This is a genomic window from Mycobacterium kubicae (assembly GCF_015689175.1).
GTDB lineage: Bacteria > Actinomycetota > Actinomycetes > Mycobacteriales > Mycobacteriaceae > Mycobacterium > Mycobacterium kubicae.
The window spans coordinates 838108-853601 of record NZ_CP065047.1; the positions used below are offsets into that span (position 1 = coordinate 838108).

General features: G+C 67.9%; 13 protein-coding genes. 5 read left to right on the forward strand and 8 right to left on the reverse strand.

All coding sequences use genetic code 11. The annotated features are described in order from the left end of the window. The first annotated feature begins 20 nt into the window (after positions 1-20). Positions 21-1196 carry an MFS transporter gene (locus I2456_RS03890; protein ID WP_085075074.1) on the forward strand — a complete coding sequence of 392 codons (1176 nt, stop codon included), beginning with the start codon at positions 21-23 and terminating at the stop codon, positions 1194-1196. Here the strand turns inward: I2456_RS03890 and moeA are convergent. Both moeA and I2456_RS03900 read right to left on the reverse strand, forming a co-directional pair. Then, positions 1193-2398 carry a molybdopterin molybdotransferase MoeA gene (moeA, locus tag I2456_RS03895; protein WP_068164460.1) on the reverse strand — a complete coding sequence of 402 codons (1206 nt, stop codon included), beginning with the start codon at positions 2396-2398 and terminating at the stop codon, positions 1193-1195. The genes I2456_RS03890 and moeA overlap by 4 nt on opposite strands. A 2-nt stretch (positions 2399-2400) precedes the next feature. Further along, on the reverse strand, positions 2401-3330 hold the full coding sequence (locus I2456_RS03900; protein ID WP_085075073.1) for an SDR family NAD(P)-dependent oxidoreductase: 930 nt from the start codon (positions 3328-3330) through the stop codon (positions 2401-2403). Positions 3331-3448: 118 nt separating this feature from the next. Between I2456_RS03900 and I2456_RS03905 the strand changes: the two genes are divergently transcribed. Then, a complete protein-coding gene (locus I2456_RS03905; protein ID WP_139823265.1) occupies positions 3449-4897 on the forward strand; it encodes a flavin-containing monooxygenase in 1449 nt (482 codons plus the stop codon). 101 nt (positions 4898-4998) lie between these two features. On the opposite strand, the gene I2456_RS03910 is transcribed toward I2456_RS03905, so the two are convergent. Both I2456_RS03910 and I2456_RS03915 read right to left on the reverse strand, forming a co-directional pair. Then, positions 4999-5961, reverse strand: coding sequence for an alpha/beta hydrolase (locus I2456_RS03910; RefSeq protein ID WP_241007856.1), 963 nt, complete (start codon positions 5959-5961; stop codon positions 4999-5001). A gap of 6 nt (positions 5962-5967) precedes the next feature. Then, a complete protein-coding gene (locus I2456_RS03915) occupies positions 5968-7536 on the reverse strand; it encodes an FAD-dependent oxidoreductase (protein ID WP_085075072.1) in 1569 nt (522 codons plus the stop codon). A 95-nt stretch (positions 7537-7631) separates the two neighbouring features. On the opposite strand from I2456_RS03915, the gene I2456_RS03920 reads away from it, so the two are divergent. Further along, positions 7632-8240 carry a TetR/AcrR family transcriptional regulator gene (locus I2456_RS03920; protein WP_068022526.1) on the forward strand — a complete coding sequence of 203 codons (609 nt, stop codon included), beginning with the start codon at positions 7632-7634 and terminating at the stop codon, positions 8238-8240. 4 nt (positions 8241-8244) lie between these two features. On the opposite strand, the gene I2456_RS03925 is transcribed toward I2456_RS03920, so the two are convergent. Further along, on the reverse strand, positions 8245-8739 hold the full coding sequence (locus I2456_RS03925) for a cupin domain-containing protein (RefSeq protein WP_085075070.1): 495 nt from the start codon (positions 8737-8739) through the stop codon (positions 8245-8247). 309 nt (positions 8740-9048) lie between these two features. Between I2456_RS03925 and groL the strand changes: the two genes are divergently transcribed. After that, positions 9049-10674 (forward strand): chaperonin GroEL, encoded by a 1626-nt coding sequence (gene groL / locus I2456_RS03930; RefSeq protein WP_068022520.1) that lies wholly within the window; start codon positions 9049-9051, stop codon positions 10672-10674. Positions 10675-10825: 151 nt separating this feature from the next. Then, positions 10826-11668, forward strand: a complete 843-nt coding sequence (locus I2456_RS03935) for an endonuclease domain-containing protein (RefSeq protein WP_085075099.1) — start codon at positions 10826-10828, stop codon at positions 11666-11668. Positions 11669-11708: 40 nt separating this feature from the next. On the opposite strand, the gene I2456_RS03940 is transcribed toward I2456_RS03935, so the two are convergent. From I2456_RS03940 to I2456_RS03950, 3 genes are all read right to left on the reverse strand, one after another. Beyond that, on the reverse strand, positions 11709-12110 hold the full coding sequence (locus tag I2456_RS03940) for a pyridoxamine 5'-phosphate oxidase family protein (RefSeq protein ID WP_085075069.1): 402 nt from the start codon (positions 12108-12110) through the stop codon (positions 11709-11711). 21 nt (positions 12111-12131) lie between these two features. After that, positions 12132-13619 carry a PPE family protein gene (locus I2456_RS03945; RefSeq protein ID WP_085075068.1) on the reverse strand — a complete coding sequence of 496 codons (1488 nt, stop codon included), beginning with the start codon at positions 13617-13619 and terminating at the stop codon, positions 12132-12134. 104 nt (positions 13620-13723) lie between these two features. Next, positions 13724-15448, reverse strand: a complete 1725-nt coding sequence (locus tag I2456_RS03950) for an N-acyl-D-amino-acid deacylase family protein (protein ID WP_085075067.1) — start codon at positions 15446-15448, stop codon at positions 13724-13726. Between the last annotated feature and the right edge of the window lie 46 nt (positions 15449-15494).

Here is a 15494-nt window from a genome sequence, read left to right on the forward strand (position 1 = left end):
GCCGGGGGAATGACTCGACTATGAATAGCCAGCGCGTGAAGCTCGGCGTCGCCGCGACGTTCCTGGCCCACGCGGTGCTGTTCTCCTCGTGGGCCGCGCACGTCCCGCAGGTGCAAGCCAGGCTCGGGTTGTCCAACGCGCAGTTGGGGTTGGCGTTGTTCGGTGCACCGTTGGGGTCGGTGCTGGCCAGCGTGTTCGGCCATTGGGCGCTGCCCCGGTGGGGCAGCCAGCGGCTGGTGCCGCCGCTGGTCGCCGGCTACGCCGCGGCCGGGCCGACGGTAGGGCTGGCCGGCTCGGGCATCTGGTTGTTCGCCGCACTCGCCCTGTGGGGGACGTTTCAGGGCGGGCTCGACGTCGCGATGAACACCCAGGCGGCCACGGTGGAGCGGTGGGCCGGGGCGCCGCTGATGTCGCGCTTTCACGGGGTGTGGAGCCTCGGTGCCCTGATCGGCGCGCTGATCGGTGCGGGGGCGGTCAGCGCGCATATCGGCCTGGCCGCGCAGTTAGCCGTGCTGGGCGGGATCGTCCTCGTCACGGTTGCACCGCTGGTGCGCAGGCTGATCCCGGACCACCAGGAGCACGGATCCGCCCAGGCCGGTGGCGCACCGAAGCGGACGTGGCTGACGTCGACGGTCGCGATCTTGGGTGCGGTCGCCTTTGCGTCGTTCGTGGCCGAAGGCGCCGCCGCCGACTGGTCGGCGACCTACCTGCACAACGTGGTTCACCGCGGCAACGGCGCAGCCGGTCTCGGCTATGCCGCGTTCACGCTGACCATGGTGGTCACCCGGTTCGCCGGGCTGCGCCTGCAATCGCGACTGTCCAGTCGGCGTCTGCTGCCGGGGTTGGCGTTGCTGGCCGCGGTCGCGATGAGCGTGGCGCTGGCGACGGCCGACCCGGTGCTCGCCGTGCTCGGCTTCGCGACCCTCGGTGCGGGGGTGGCGCTGCTGGTGCCGACGACCTTCAGCGCGGCATATTCGGCGACCAGCGTCGGCGGGTCGGCGATCGCTCTCGTCGCCGCCACCGGTTGGTTCGGGTATGTGCTCGGGCCGCCGCTGATCGGGCAGTTGGCCGCACTGGTCGGGCTAGGGGCGGCGCTGCTGACCATCCCGGCGATGCTGGTGATCGCGGCGACCGCCGTCTACTGCACCTCGGCATTCGACACCGCCGACGAATTTCATCGGGCGCCCACCGATTAAGTGAGGTCCCACACTTGCAGCTCGGTTCCCGCGGACACTTCGACCACGTCCTCGGGGATGTCGAGCAGGCCGTTGGCCGAGGCCAGCCAGCGCAGATGATGCGACGCCGGCGGGCCGTAGCTGGTGACTTCGCCGGCCACGGGGTCATAGATCGCTCGGCGGAACTGCCGCTTGCCGCGCGGCGAGGTCAGGCTTTCGGTGAGCACCGCCGATCGATGCGGACGCTGCACGTCCGGCAGGCCCATGGCCCGGCGCAGCGCGGGCCGGAGGAACACCTCGAATGAGACCAGCGCGCTGACCGGGTTACCGGGCAACGTCACGATCGGTGTGCCGGCCACCCGGCCCACCCCCTGCGGCATGCCCGGCTGCATGGCCACCTTGACGAACTCCACGCCCTGGTCCCCGTCCCGGCCGAAGGCGTCCTTGACCACCTCGTAGGCGCCGGCGCTGACGCCGCCGCTGGTGATGATCAGGTCCGCGTCCTTGCCGTACCGGTCCAGGACCGCGCTGAACTGCGCGACGTCGTCACCGGCAGTCGGCGTGGCGATGACCTCTGCGCCGGCCTCGCGGACCGCCGCGGCCAGCATGACGGAGTTGGACTCGTAGATCTGGCCCGGCTGCAGCGGCGTGCCCGGGGCCACCAGCTCCGAACCGGTGGAGATCACCAGCACCCGTTGCCGCGGGAACACCGGCAGCTCGGCCAGCCCCAACGCGGCGGCTAAGCCGAGTGCGGCCGGCGTCACCACCTGGCCTTCGCGCAGCACGGTGGTACCGGCGGCGACATCCTCGCCGGCTCGGCGGATGTGCTTGCCGGCTTGCGAATGCTGGCGGATTTGCACCGATTGTTCGCCGCCGTCGGTGGCCTCCACCGGGACGATGGCGGTTGCGCCCGCTGGGACCGGCGCGCCGGTCATGATTCGATGCGCCGTCGCCGGCTGCAGGGTCAGGACGTCGGTGCGTCCGGCGGGGATGTCTTCGGCGACCGGCAGCACGACCGGGCGCTCCGGACTCGCCTCCGCGGTGTCCTCGGCGCGCACCGCGTAGCCGTCCATCGCGGAGTTGTCGAACACCGGCAGGGACAGCGGCGCGACCACGTCTTCGCTCAGCGCCAGGCCCAGGGCGTCGGCGAGCGGGACTCGCACCGGGGGCCGGGCCCGGATCATCTCGGCTACCGCACGCTGATGTTCGTCGACTGATCGCATGATCAGACCGGGAAGGTGACGCCGGTGAGCTCTTCGGACACCGTCCACAGTCGGCGTTGCAGGTCCTCGTCGTGCGACTGGGCGCTGGACTGCACCAGTTTCGGGTGGCCGCGTTGTTCACCGAGACCGTCGGGACCGTAGTACTGCCCGCCCTGAACGTCGGGATCGGTGGCGGCCCGCAGGGTCGGCAGGGCACCCCACTCCGGACTCTGGAAAAGCAGTGGCCCCAGCACCGCCTTGACCGGCTGGAAGATTCCCGGCAGGTTGCGGGCCAGTTCGGTGTTGGAGCCACCCGGGTGCGCGGCGACGGCGATGGTGTTGGCCTTGTCCTGCGCGGCCAGTCGGCGCTGCAGCTCGTAGGTGAACAACAGGTTGGCCAGCTTGGCCTGCCCGTAGGCGCCGACGCGGCTGTAGCTGCGTTCCCATTGCAAATCCTCGAAGTGGATCGCGGCGCGGATGCGGTGGCCCAGGCTGCTGACGGTGACCACGCGCGAGTCTCGCACCGGCAGCAGGTGGTCCAGAAGCAACCCGGTGAGCGCGAAGTGGCCCAGGTGATTGGTGCCGAACTGCAACTCGAACCCGTCGGCGGTGACCTGTTTGGGCGTCCACATCACCCCGGCGTTGTTGATCAGCAGGTCGATGCGTGGATAGGCGTCGCGCAGTGCCTGGGCGGCGGCGCGCACCGATGCCAGCGACCCCAGGTCCAGTTGCTGCAGGGTGACGTCGGCTTCCGGCTTGGCGGCCACGATGCGGGCCAGCGCCGCGTTGCCTTTCTCCAGGTTCCGCACCGCCAGGACCACATGCGCGCCGCTGTAGGCCAGGGCGGCGGCGGTGTGGTAGCCGATGCCGGTGTTGGCGCCGGTGACCACGACGACCCGGCCCCGCTGATCCGGGATGTCAGCCTGCGACCACTTGCGGTTCTTTTTGGTCATGGCCACAACATACTCAGCGGTGTCCGCGCTCTCATGCCGGCGGCGGCGCGACGTGACGTAAGGTTGAGAACGTGATTACCGTGTTCGGTAATGCCGTTCGCAGCGCTGGTGAGCGGGCGTGACGGGCACTCGGCCCCGAGTGGGGATCATCGGCGCCGGCGCCGGGGGCATCGCGATGGGCATTCAATTGGCCGCCGGCGGCTACGACTTCACGATCTTCGACCGCGCCGACGGATTCGGCGGCACCTGGCGCCACAACACCTTCCCGGGGGCCGCCTGCGATGTGCCCTCGCACCTGTACTCCTACTCGTTTGCGCTCAATCCGCGGTGGAGCAAGACGTATGCCAACCAACCCGAGATCCTTGCCTACCTGGAAAAGGTCGCCGCCGATCACGGGCTGAACGCCCACCTACGGCCCCACACCGCGATCACGCTGGTTCGCTGGTCAGACAAGCACCGCCGCTGGACGCTGACCGACGACCGGGGCCGCGACTACGACTTCGAGGTCGTGGTCAGTGCGGTGGGGATGCTCGACGTGCCCAACATCCCCGTCATCGCCGGAGCGCAGCGTTTTCGCGGCCGCCAATTCCATTCGGCGCGTTGGGATCACAGCAAGTCGACCGCCGGTGAGCGGGTGGCGTCGATCGGCACCGGCGCCAGCGCGGTCCAGTACGTCCCGGCGATCGCCCCGCACACCGCCCACCTCACGGTCTTTCAGCGCACGCCGATCTGGATCTCACCCCGATTCGACTTTCCGTTCACCCCGGAGCAGCACGAGCTGTTCGAACGTGACCCCGCGATGGCGTTGCAGCTGCGGGCCGAGGCGTTCGATTCCTACGAGTCCTCGAGCTTCGACGTCGACGCCGCCCAGACCCGCGAAGCGACCGAACTTGCTCGCAGCTATCTGATGCGCAAGGTGGTCGATCCTGAACTGCGCGCCAAGCTGACCCCGGCCTACCCGGTCGGCTGCAAGCGTCCGCTCATGTCGCGGGAGTGGTATCCCACCTTCGCGTTGCCCAACGTGCGGCTGGAAACCACTGCGATCGCCGAGATCACCGAGCGCGGGGTACGCACCGCCGACGGCGTCGAACACCGCGTCGACACCATCATCTACGGCACCGGTTTCCAGGCCGCCGACTATTTGACGAGCATCGACGTCTTCGGAACCGGTGGACGCCACCTGCGCGAGGACTGGCGCGACGGGGCCGAGGCGTACCTGGGCACGCTGGCGACGGGCTACCCCAACTTCTTCATGCTTTACGGGCCGAATACCAACGGCGTGAACTCCATCATCTACATCCACGAGGCGCAGACCACCTTCGTCCGCCACATCCTCGACCGGATGGGGGCCCAGGGAGCCCGCACCGTCGAGGTGACGCCCGACGCGCATCGGCGCTACAACGACGAGATCCAGGCCGCCATGGCCGGGAAGGTGTGGCTGGCCAATTGCAACAGCTACTACCGCCATCCCAGCGGCAAGGTCGTCACCCAGTTGCCCTACAGCGGCCGCACATTCTATGAACGCACCCGGGCGATGATCCCCGGCGACTTCACGCTCGGCGCTTGATCCAACCTCTGGCGATCTCTACCAGAGGTCGCGCAGCCAGGTGATGATCTGCGGCACCACCTCGGGCGCCTTGCTCATGGCGACATGGCCGGTGCCCTCGATCAGGTGCACTTCGGTCGCGGCCGGCCCCGGAAGACCAGCGTGTCGGACTGGGGGACGAAGTAGTCGTCCGCGCCGTTGATCACCAACATGCGCGAATTGACTTGTTGGGCAAGCAGATTGCCGCGGTCAAGCTGTTCGAGGCCGGCGGTCAGCTCGTCGAGTGAGGGCGAGTGATCCCAGTGCATGGCGTTGCCGAGAATGTCGTGCATACCGAAGGGCAGCTTGGCGGCGTTGTCCGGTGCGAAGGCGTAGTGGACCGGTCCGCCGAGATCGACGGCCGCGTCGACGATTCCGGCGAGCCCCGACATCGCCGAGAAGTTGCCGCCGAACGAGGCGCCGAAGTGGGCCACCCTACCGTCGCCCAGCGTGCGGGCGTACTCGGCGAGGCCGCGGATCACCTCGTCGGCGTGCTTGTCGAGCGCAATGGCGGTTTCGCCGGTACCGGGGTGGTCGAAAGCCAGCGTGGTCACACCGGCGCCCTGGGTGAAAGCAACCCACCACGGGTGGATGTCCATCTTCCAGGTGTCCACCCCGCCGCTGGCGATCAGCACCGGCCGGCGCGCGTAGTCACCGTCGGTGGAGTACAGGTGGACGGGCACCTCGACGCGGCCGCCGCGGTATCCGACCGTGATGATGCGGCGCTCGAAGGACACCGGGAAGTCCTTGGCGGCCAATTCGAATTGCTCGAGTTGGTGAGCCAAGGCACGTTCTCGCGGCGGGTCGGTCAACGCGGGAAACTTCGCGCAGCCGTAGATCATCGACGCCAGATAGTGGTCGTCGCGGGCGGCGTATTCCTCGGCCAGCTGCGACCACTCGTAGGGCCAGCCACCGGGGGCGTCGACCCACATGTCGGTGCAAGCGGCGCGTACCCGCTCGATGTCGGCCCGGGGGATGCCGAACTTCTCGAACTGATGAGCGCGGTCGGTGAACATGTCCGCGACGTCGATGTCGTAGGTATACATGGTGTTTCAGCTCCTCATCGTGGCGAAGTAGTCGGCGAGGGTCGTGGTGTCGTCGAGTGCGGCGATGGCGCCGAGGTAGCCGTCCGGCCGGATGACCAGGCGGCCGCCGCGGCGGAGTCCGAGTCGCCGCGCCAGCATGCCGTCGGGGTCGGCGACGACGTCGTCGTAGCCGGGGACCGGAGTGTCGTCCGCGGTGACCAGCACTTGCAGCGGGCCGTGAGCGCCGGCGGCGGGAGCCACCTGCCCGGCGGCGACGGTGACCACGGCGTGACCGGGGTTCGACGCACCGCATGCCGCCCGGAGCTGTTTGTCCACGGCCGCATCGGTCACGTGCGGAACGTGTTCCCCGGCAACGACTTTCGCGTGTCTTGGGCGCTGGCCCACGGCGATCGGGCTGTTGCGGTAGTTCACGTTGGTCTCTTCGACGTTGCCGGCCATCTTGCGCAGCGCGGGGGTGATGCCGGCGGCGGCGCGGATGGCGACGTCGCGTGCCACCCGCGCGCCGCCTTTGAGGGTGCCGACCTTGGCCAGGACGGTGGTGAAGTCGATGACGCTCTTGCCGACCGGGTGGCGCTCGGCGTGATAGCTGTCGAGCAGGTGCTGTCCGGCTTCGCCGCGGACCACCGCCGCGAGCTTCCATGCCAGGTTGAAGGCGTCCTGCATGCCGGTGTTCATGCCCTGGCCGCCGGCGGGGCTGTGGATATGCGCCGCGTCGCCGGCGAGGAACACCCGCCCGTGGCGGTACTGCGGCACCTGGCCGTGGTGCACCTCGAAGCAAGTGAGCCAGTGCGACTGCGTGATGGTGATGCCCCCGATGCGCTCGTCGAGGATCTGCTGTAACTGCTGTTGAGTGGGATGCAGGTTCAGTGGTTGCCCCGGGGCGTCGTGGATCTGTGCCAGGAACCGCACCCGTCCGCCGCGCATCGGCAGCGTCACCACCGGACCCTTGGGCGACAAGAAGGTGTACATGTGCGAGTTGCCGAGATCGTGCTCGGCTTCGACGTCGCCGAGGATGAACCGCTCGCCGTGGAAGGAGCCGTCGAGCTTGGTGCCGACGAGACGTCGGATGGTGCTGTGACCGCCGTCGGTGCCGATCACCCACGACGCCGTGATTTCCTCGGTCGACCCGTCCGGGTGTTGCACCGACAGGTGGGCCGCGGTGTCGTCCTGACTGAGGGCGGTCGCGTTGACGCCTCGCTCAACGGTGACGCCTTGGGCCCGCACGTGGTCGCCGAGCACCCGCTCGGTTTCCGTCTGCGCGGTGACCAGTGTGTAGGGAAACGCGCTGTCGACGCGGTCTAGCGGCACGCGGACCAGGGTCTTGCCGTTGGCGACCATGTTCATGCCGGTCGACTTGACCCCGGTGGCGAGCAGGTCCTCGATGACCCCCATCCGGTCCAACATGTCGAGACTGCGGGCGTGCAGGGCGATAGCTCGGGACTCGGTGGTCGGCTGACTGAGTTTGTCGATCACCCGAACCCGGACGCCGCGGCGGGCGAGTTCATATGCGGCGACCAGGCCGACCGGGCCGGCGCCGACGACGACGACGTCAGTGGTGGACGAGGTGGTGCTCATGGGCGGAATCCTTTTTCACGGTCCGTTGAAACTAGTCTCACCGTACGATGAAACTAGTTTCAACGCAAGAGGAAATTCACGCTACGATGAAACCTATGGCGAAGAAGTCGTTGCCTCCCGGCCCGCGCGACGAGCGTGGGGTGTTGTCCGCCCGGATCGTCGCCGCGGCGCGTGAGGAGTTCGCCCGGCACGGCTGGGCCGGCACCACGATCCGGGCGGTGGCTCGCGCGGCCGACGTCGACCCGGCGCTGGTCTACCACTACTTCGGATCCAAGGAAAAGCTGCTCGACGCCGCCACCAACCCGCCGCAGAAGTGGCTGGACAACGTCGCCAAGGTGTGGACCACGCCGCTTCCGGACCTGGGTGCAGCGCTACTGAAGTTGTTATTGAACAGCTGGGCCGACGAGGAGACCGGGCCGACGCTGCGGGCGGTCATGCAGACCGCGGCTCACGAGCCCGTCACGCACGAGAAGCTGCGCCGCATCGTCGAAAGCAGTCTGATGGGTGTCTCGCAGCTGGGTGTCGACGACCGCGACCGCATGCTGCGCAGCGGGCTCATTTCGTCGCAGATGATTGGTTTCGCGCTGATGCGCTACATCTGGAAGATCGAACCGATGGCATCGATGACCGAAGACGAGGTGCTCGCGGCCATCACTCCCAACTTGCAGCACTACATCGAGGGCGATCTGTCGCCGGGCCGCTAGGGCGTCATTGCACCCAGTAGTTGTCGTGCCGGATGAACCACTCGCGCCGCTCGTCGTCGGTCATGTCAGCCAGCGCGGTGAAGCCTTCGAAGTAGGCCTCGCGGGGTGCGCCGGGAGCGAACAACATCAGGATGGACGCCGGCTCGTCGGCTTCGTTGCGGAAGCCGTGGATGCCGCCGGGTGGGACGTAAAGGAAGTCGCCCTGGTGGCCGTCGGCCCAGTCGGTGCCGTCGTAGAGCGTCATCGTTCCTGACAGCACGAAGAAGGCCTCGGACATGGCGCGGTGAAAGTGCGGTCCCGGGCCGCCGCCGGCCGGTGCGATGTCGACGCGATAGAGGCCGTAGTCGCCGTTGGTCGCTTGCTGATTGGCCAGGTAGTGGTACTTGACGCCCGACGCCTCATAGTCGGGAGCGGCGTCCGCCCGTTTGAGCCAGGCGCTGACTTCCGGCTTTTCTTTCGTATAGCGGGGCGGCGGATAGGGCGGTACGACCAGCGACATCAACCCAGTCTGCCGCAGCGAGCGTGCAGGCTGGGCTTTCCCGGTGCGGCCACGGCGGAGATCCGTCGCAATTGCCGCCGTGGCCGCACCGTGAAAACCGCGTGCGCACACCCGATAGCGTGGGCCGGTGTTCTTGCACTCGGCATAGGCGAGTGCTAAGAATGACGTTGGCACTCGCGACCGGCGAGTGCTAGGTCGGGACGGTGAGACCAGCAGGTCGTCCGTCGCGGGCACTGCGCCCGGCCAGCGTAAGTAACGGGTGACCCGAGGTCACCCGGAGTCATCCCCAATCGGAGGAATCACTTCGCAATGGCCAAGACAATTGCGTACGACGAAGAGGCCCGTCGCGGCCTCGAGCGGGGCTTGAACAGCCTCGCCGACGCGGTAAAGGTGACGTTGGGCCCCAAGGGCCGCAACGTCGTCCTGGAGAAGAAGTGGGGTGCCCCCACGATCACCAACGATGGTGTGTCCATCGCCAAGGAGATCGAGCTGGAGGACCCGTACGAGAAGATCGGCGCCGAGCTGGTCAAGGAAGTCGCCAAGAAGACCGACGACGTCGCCGGTGACGGCACCACCACGGCTACCGTGCTGGCCCAGGCGCTGGTGCGCGAGGGTCTGCGTAACGTCGCGGCGGGCGCTAACCCGCTGGGCCTGAAGCGCGGCATCGAGAAGGCCGTCGAGAAGGTCACCGAGACGCTGCTCAAGTCGGCCAAGGAGGTCGAGACCAAGGACCAGATCGCTGCCACCGCGGCCATCTCCGCGGGCGACCAGTCGATCGGCGACCTGATCGCCGAGGCGATGGACAAGGTCGGCAACGAGGGTGTCATCACCGTCGAGGAGTCGAACACCTTCGGCCTGCAGCTCGAGCTCACCGAGGGTATGCGGTTCGACAAGGGCTACATCTCAGGTTACTTCGTCACCGACGCCGAGCGTCAGGAAGCGGTCCTCGAGGACCCGTTCATCCTGCTGGTCAGCTCCAAGGTGTCGACGGTCAAGGACCTGCTGCCGTTGCTGGAGAAGGTCATTCAGGCCGGCAAACCGCTGCTGATCATCGCCGAGGACGTCGAGGGCGAGGCGCTGTCCACCCTGGTCGTCAACAAGATCCGCGGCACCTTCAAGTCGGTGGCCGTCAAGGCTCCCGGCTTCGGTGACCGCCGCAAGGCGATGCTGCAGGACATGGCCATCCTCACCGGTGGTCAGGTCATCAGCGAAGAGGTCGGCCTGACCCTGGAGAACGCCGACGTCAGCCTGCTGGGCAAGGCCCGCAAGGTGGTCATCACCAAGGACGAGACCACCATCGTCGAGGGCGCCGGTGACTCCGACGCCATCGCTGGCCGGGTGGCCCAGATCCGCGCTGAGATCGAGAACAGCGACTCCGACTACGACCGCGAGAAGCTGCAGGAGCGCCTGGCCAAGCTGGCCGGCGGTGTTGCGGTGATCAAGGCCGGCGCTGCCACCGAGGTGGAGCTCAAGGAGCGCAAGCACCGCATCGAGGACGCGGTGCGTAACGCCAAGGCGGCCGTCGAGGAGGGCATCGTCGCCGGTGGTGGCGTGGCCCTGCTGCACGCGGCCCCGGCACTGGACGAGCTGCAGTTGTCCGGTGACGAGGCGACCGGTGCCAACATCGTGCGCGTGGCGCTCGAGGCTCCGCTCAAGCAGATCGCCTTCAACGGCGGCCTGGAGCCTGGTGTGGTGGCCGAGAAGGTCCGCAACTCGCCCGCCGGTACCGGCCTGAACGCCGCCACCGGTGAGTACGAGGACCTGCTCAAGGCCGGCGTTGCCGACCCGGTGAAGGTGACCCGTTCGGCGCTGCAGAACGCGGCGTCCATCGCGGCGCTGTTCCTGACCACCGAGGCCGTCGTCGCCGACAAGCCGGAGAAGGCGGCCGCTCCTGCGGGCGACCCGACCGGTGGCATGGGCGGTATGGACTTCTAAGTCCTTCAGCGAAGAAGCCCGGTCTGCTTGGCAGGCCGGGCTTTTTCGTGTCTGTCGAATGTGGGGGATAGGGACGTCCACACCCGGAGTTTCCTCCACAGCCCCCACCTTGGCGCACACGCGGCTCGGTGGTGACGGCGAAGATGCCGGCATGCAGCCATTTGTGGGCAGCTATGCACTCGCCACCGGCGCCGTCACCCGCAGTCAATTGCGCACGCGATACCGGCCGGTCTTCCGCAACGTCTACATCCCCAAGGAGGCCGAACTCACCGCTGCCGTGAAGGCGCGCTCGGCCTGGCTGTCGACCGGTGCGGTGTTGTGCGGCCAGTCCGCCGCTGCGGCGCTGGGCACGAAGTGGCTCGACGCGGCGGCACCGGCAGAAGTGGTGCGCGCGGACCGGCGTGGCCAGCCGGGCATCGTCGTGCACAGCTACCAGCTTGCCGAGGACGAGGTCCGCACGGTCGCGGGGATGCGCGTGACGACCGCGGCCCGCACGGCCTTCGATATCGGCCGCGAAGTGCCCACCGCGAAGGCGGTGGCGATCCTCGACGCCTTGCTCAACGCGACGGGTATCAAACCGGCGGACGTCTCCGCTTTGGCCGACCAGCACAAGGGCGCTCGCCGCATTCGGCGGCTGCGGGCCGCGCTGGATCTGGCTGACGGGGGTGCGGAGTCGCCGCAGGAGACGAGGGTGCGCCTGCTGTTAATAGGCGCTGGGCTGCCGAAGCCGGAGACGCAGATCGAATTCAGGCAGTTGCGCATCCGGGTCGACATGGGATGGCGCGAGTGGCAGGTGGCCGTGGAGTACGACGGTGTTCAGCACTGGAACGACCGATACCAGCGGTCGTGGGACATCGAGCGGATCGCCTTGCTGGAAGCGGCCGGCTGGGTGGTCATCCGGGTCAGCGCCGAGATGCTGTCGCGGCGGCCGGAGGTGATCGTTGAACGCGTCAGGGCGAAGCTCGGCGAACGTGGGGCCTATGGACGAATGTGACGCCGTTTTCGTGCGTGGCGCCCACCTTGGGCGCAAGAACTCAGGCCGGCAGCGAGAACACCACGCAGTCGTGCAGGCAGCCCTTGGCTTGCGACGGAGAGTCGGCTTCGCGGTGCAGAAGCGCCCGCGTCGGCACGACACCCAGCCGCACGGCTTCGTCACCGGCATCGGACAACTCGGCGCGGCCGTCGACGATCAGCGAGTAGCCGCCCGGTTCCCGCGGCGGAAACAGCAGTGTGACGTCGCTGCGCTGGGCCAGATTGCCCCGGGTGCGTCCACCGATGAGCCCGATGTCGAGGACTTCTCCGTTCAGCACCGGCTCGACCGTCACGGTGTGCGCCCGGTAGCCGTCGTCGACCGAGATCAGGTAGGCGTACGGGAAGTCGGGCAGCGCGGCGGCCAGCCGTTGGAAATCGACCTTCTTCGCGGCCTTGGTAGCCATGATCCGAGGATAGGCCCGCCCCTACTCCGACGGGAGATGCTGCCTGATGCCGCGCACGGGCTCGCGCTCGTCCTGCGGATAGAAGCCGGACTTCGGGATGTTGGAGCTCGACAGACCTGCGGTGCCCGAGTTGAGGATCGATTCGCGGCCGGTGGTGGCCCGTGCTCCGGCGTCGCTGCCGGGGCTGAACAGACCGGTGTAGCCGGCGCCGTTGGTGGTGCGCAGCGCCGAGTTGGCCGCGGCGCTGCTGGTGGCGTTGGCCGTCACTGCGTTCGGGTTGCCGGATTCCAGGACCCCGGTGGCGGCGCTGGCCGGACTGACGGCGGCGGTGCCGACCAGGCCGGTGTTCAACGCCGCCAGGCCCGGGCTGAGGCCGCCGGTGCTGCCCAGCGCCGAATGGAGGATGCCGGATGCTGCGGTGCTCAACCCGCCGGTGGCGTAGTGGGAGCCCAGGCTGAGGTCCCCGCCGATGGCGTTGCCCAACACACTCTCGTGCAGCCCGCCCTGCCAGAGGCCGGTGGCTGGTATGCCGCCGTTGCCGAAGCCGGCGATGGAACTGCCGGAGTTGCCCAGACCGAAGTTGAGCGAGCCGGAATTGCCGATGCCGAGGTTGCCCGAGCCCGAGTTGAAGAACCCGACGTTGCCGCTGCCGGAGTTACCGAAGCCGACATTGCCGCTGCCCGAGTTGAGGCCCCCGAAGCCGAATTGCTGATCACCGGTCAGGCCGAAGCCGAAGTCACCACTACCGGTGTTCGCGAAGCCGATGTTGCCGCTGCCGAAGTTGCCGAAGCCGAAGTTGTTGCTACCGGTGTTGCCGCTACCGATGTTGCCGCTGCCGGTGTTCCCGCTACCGAAGTTGCCGCTGCCGACGTTGCCGCTGCCCCAGTTGTTGTTGCCGATGTTGTTGTTGCCGATGTTGCCACTGCCACTGTTGCCGAAGCCGAAGTTGAATCCGTTTTTGCCGATGTCGATGCCCAGGTTGCGCAGCACTTGCTGCCAAGGCGCCAACTGTGCGGCGGCCGCGGACGCGTCGAAGTGGTAGTTGGCCATCGCCATCACGTCCAACGCCCACATCTGCTCGTAGGCGGACTCGGTGTCCATGATCGCCGGCCAGTTCATGCCGAAGAAGTTCGTCGACGCGAGCATCTGCACCAGCCCGCGGTTGGCGGCGATCACCGCCGGCTGCACCGTGGCCGAGAGCGCCGCCTCGAACGCGGACGCGGTCGCCGTCGCCTGTGCGGCGGCCTGCTCGGCTTGGACCGCCGCCGCACTGAGCCACGCCATGTACTGAGTCGCCACGGCCATCATCGCCGCAGACGACGCACCGAGCCAGGAACCGGTGGTCAAATCTTGGGCGACCGAGCTGAATGACGCAGCCGCCGAACCCAACTCCTCAGCCAAGCTGCCCCATGCCGCGGCCGCGGCAAGGAGCGGCCCCGCCCCGGGACCGGCGAACATGAGTGCCGAGTTGATTTCTGGCGGCAACCACGCAAAATGCGGGTTTGTCACCAACCCAAACTACCCGGCAGCGCCCGTTGCCGTGGCCGTATCGGAATCTAAAAACCGGCTATCCTCAGCCGTCTCACAGCCCAGTCCAAGTGGTTGCCAAGCACCTAGGTGAGAACCGGCGCGGCTTGGCGGCCGCGCACCAACTTGCCGGGGCGAGCGTCGGTCGGCACGCCGTTTTCGGCGATGATCTGACCCGAGACGACGGTCGCGACGTAGCCTTCGGCGGTCTGGTCGAGGCGCCGTCCGCCGGCGGGCAGGTCGTAACTGATGACCGGTTTGTGCAGTCGCAGGCCGTCGTGGTCGATGACGTTGAGGTCGGCCTTGTAGCCCACGGCGATGCGTCCCCGGTCGGCCAGCCCGGCCACCCGCGCCGGCACCGAGGTGAGTTCGCGGACCGCTTCGGCGACGCTGAACCGTCCGGATTTGCGGTCGCGCGCCCAGTGCGCCAGGAAGTACGTCGAGTAGCTCGCGTCGCAAATCATGCCGTAGTGCGCGCCCCCGTCACCGAGTCCCAGCACCACATCGTCGCGGTGCAAAAGTTTGCCAACGGTGTCCAAAGAGTTGTTCTCCAGGTTGCTGGTCGCCACCAGCAGCATGGCGCGGCCGTCGTCGTCGAGTAGCCGGTCGTAGGCCTCTTCCATCGGGTTCACCCCGCGGGCGCGGGCCCGGGCGCCGATGCTGTCTTGCGGGTTGGGCTCGTAGTTCGGGTTGTCTCCCAACGGGAAGATCCAGTCCCAAGCCTGGGCGACGTAGAGGATGGGATGGCCGTGTCCGGGCTTGTCGGCCAGGATGCGGGCGCGGACCTCCGGCTTGCGCATTTCGGCGACGCGCTCGGCCAGCGGCAGGTGTGCGATTTCGCGGTAACTGGGGTAGAGCACGAACGGGTTGGCGGTCAGCTGCAGCCCGATGATCAAGCCGATCGGACGCGGCAGCAGCTGGGCGGTGATGTCGCCCCCGGCCGCGTTGGCCTTCTCGACCATGTTGATCGCGTCCGGCCAGGTCGGGTCGCCGGTGTTGGCGACGACGAGGGTGAACGTCACCGGCAGCCCCACGTCCTCGGCAACGTCGAACACCGTCTGCAGCACCGGCTGGTAGCCACCGGCCGGGATGTCGGGCACGAACTGCAGCACGCCGCCGCCGCCGTCGACCACACCCTTGGCGATCTCTTCGATCTCCTCCCGGGCGGCGTCATAGCTGGGGATCGGCGAGCCGCTTTCGGTCTTGTGAATCGTCAGCCGCGACGACGCGAAGCCCAGCGCGCCGACCTCCATGGCCTCCTTGGCCAGCGCCCGCATCTTGGCCAGATCCTCGGCGGTGGCCGGCTCGCGGTCCGCCCCGCGCTGACCCATCACGTACACCCGCAGCGGCGAGTGCGGCAAGTAGGCGGCCACATCGATATCGCGCCGGCCCGAGTCCAGCGCGTCCAGGTATTCGGGGAAGGTCTCCCACGTCCACGGCAGCCCGTCGGTCATCACGACGCCGGGAATGTCCTCGACCCCGGCCATCACGTCCACGAGCACGTCGTGGTCTTCCTGGCGGCACGGCGCGAAGCCGACACCGCAGTTACCCATCACCACGGTGGTCACGCCGTGCGCGGAGGACGGTGTCAGGCGCTCCGACCAGATGGCCTGGCCGTCGTAGTGCGTGTGCAAGTCGACAAAGCCCGGAGTGACCAGCAGGCCGGTCGCGTCGATCTCGCGCGCCGCATCGCCGCTCACGGTTCCGACCGCCGCGATCACCCCGTCGTGCACCGCGACGTCACCCACGTACGGTTCACCGCCCAACCCGTCGACGATGGTGCCGTTGCGGACGATCAGGTCATAGGTCATCGAATTAATCTACGACCGTGTCGGTAGCTCATGCCAGGATCGAGCC

What these genes read in the sequence shown, in the direction of transcription:
- I2456_RS03910 (WP_241007856.1), bottom strand. Translation starts at nt 5,961, where the DNA reads ATGTATACCTACGACATCGACGTCGCGGACATGTTCACCGACCGCGCT.
- I2456_RS03915 (WP_085075072.1), bottom strand. Translation starts at nt 7,536, where the DNA reads ATGAGCACCACCTCGTCCACCACTGACGTCGTCGTCGTCGGCGCCGGC.
- I2456_RS03940 (WP_085075069.1), bottom strand. Translation starts at nt 12,110, where the DNA reads ATGGCTACCAAGGCCGCGAAGAAGGTCGATTTCCAACGGCTGGCCGCC.
- groL (WP_068022520.1), top strand. Translation starts at nt 9,049, where the DNA reads ATGGCCAAGACAATTGCGTACGACGAAGAGGCCCGTCGCGGCCTCGAG.
- I2456_RS03890 (WP_085075074.1), top strand. Translation starts at nt 21, where the DNA reads ATGAATAGCCAGCGCGTGAAGCTCGGCGTCGCCGCGACGTTCCTGGCC.
- moeA (WP_068164460.1), bottom strand. Translation starts at nt 2,398, where the DNA reads ATGCGATCAGTCGACGAACATCAGCGTGCGGTAGCCGAGATGATCCGG.
- I2456_RS03925 (WP_085075070.1), bottom strand. Translation starts at nt 8,739, where the DNA reads ATGTCGCTGGTCGTACCGCCCTATCCGCCGCCCCGCTATACGAAAGAA.
- I2456_RS03900 (WP_085075073.1), bottom strand. Translation starts at nt 3,330, where the DNA reads ATGACCAAAAAGAACCGCAAGTGGTCGCAGGCTGACATCCCGGATCAG.
- I2456_RS03950 (WP_085075067.1), bottom strand. Translation starts at nt 15,448, where the DNA reads ATGACCTATGACCTGATCGTCCGCAACGGCACCATCGTCGACGGGTTG.
- I2456_RS03920 (WP_068022526.1), top strand. Translation starts at nt 7,632, where the DNA reads ATGGCGAAGAAGTCGTTGCCTCCCGGCCCGCGCGACGAGCGTGGGGTG.
- I2456_RS03935 (WP_085075099.1), top strand. Translation starts at nt 10,826, where the DNA reads ATGCAGCCATTTGTGGGCAGCTATGCACTCGCCACCGGCGCCGTCACC.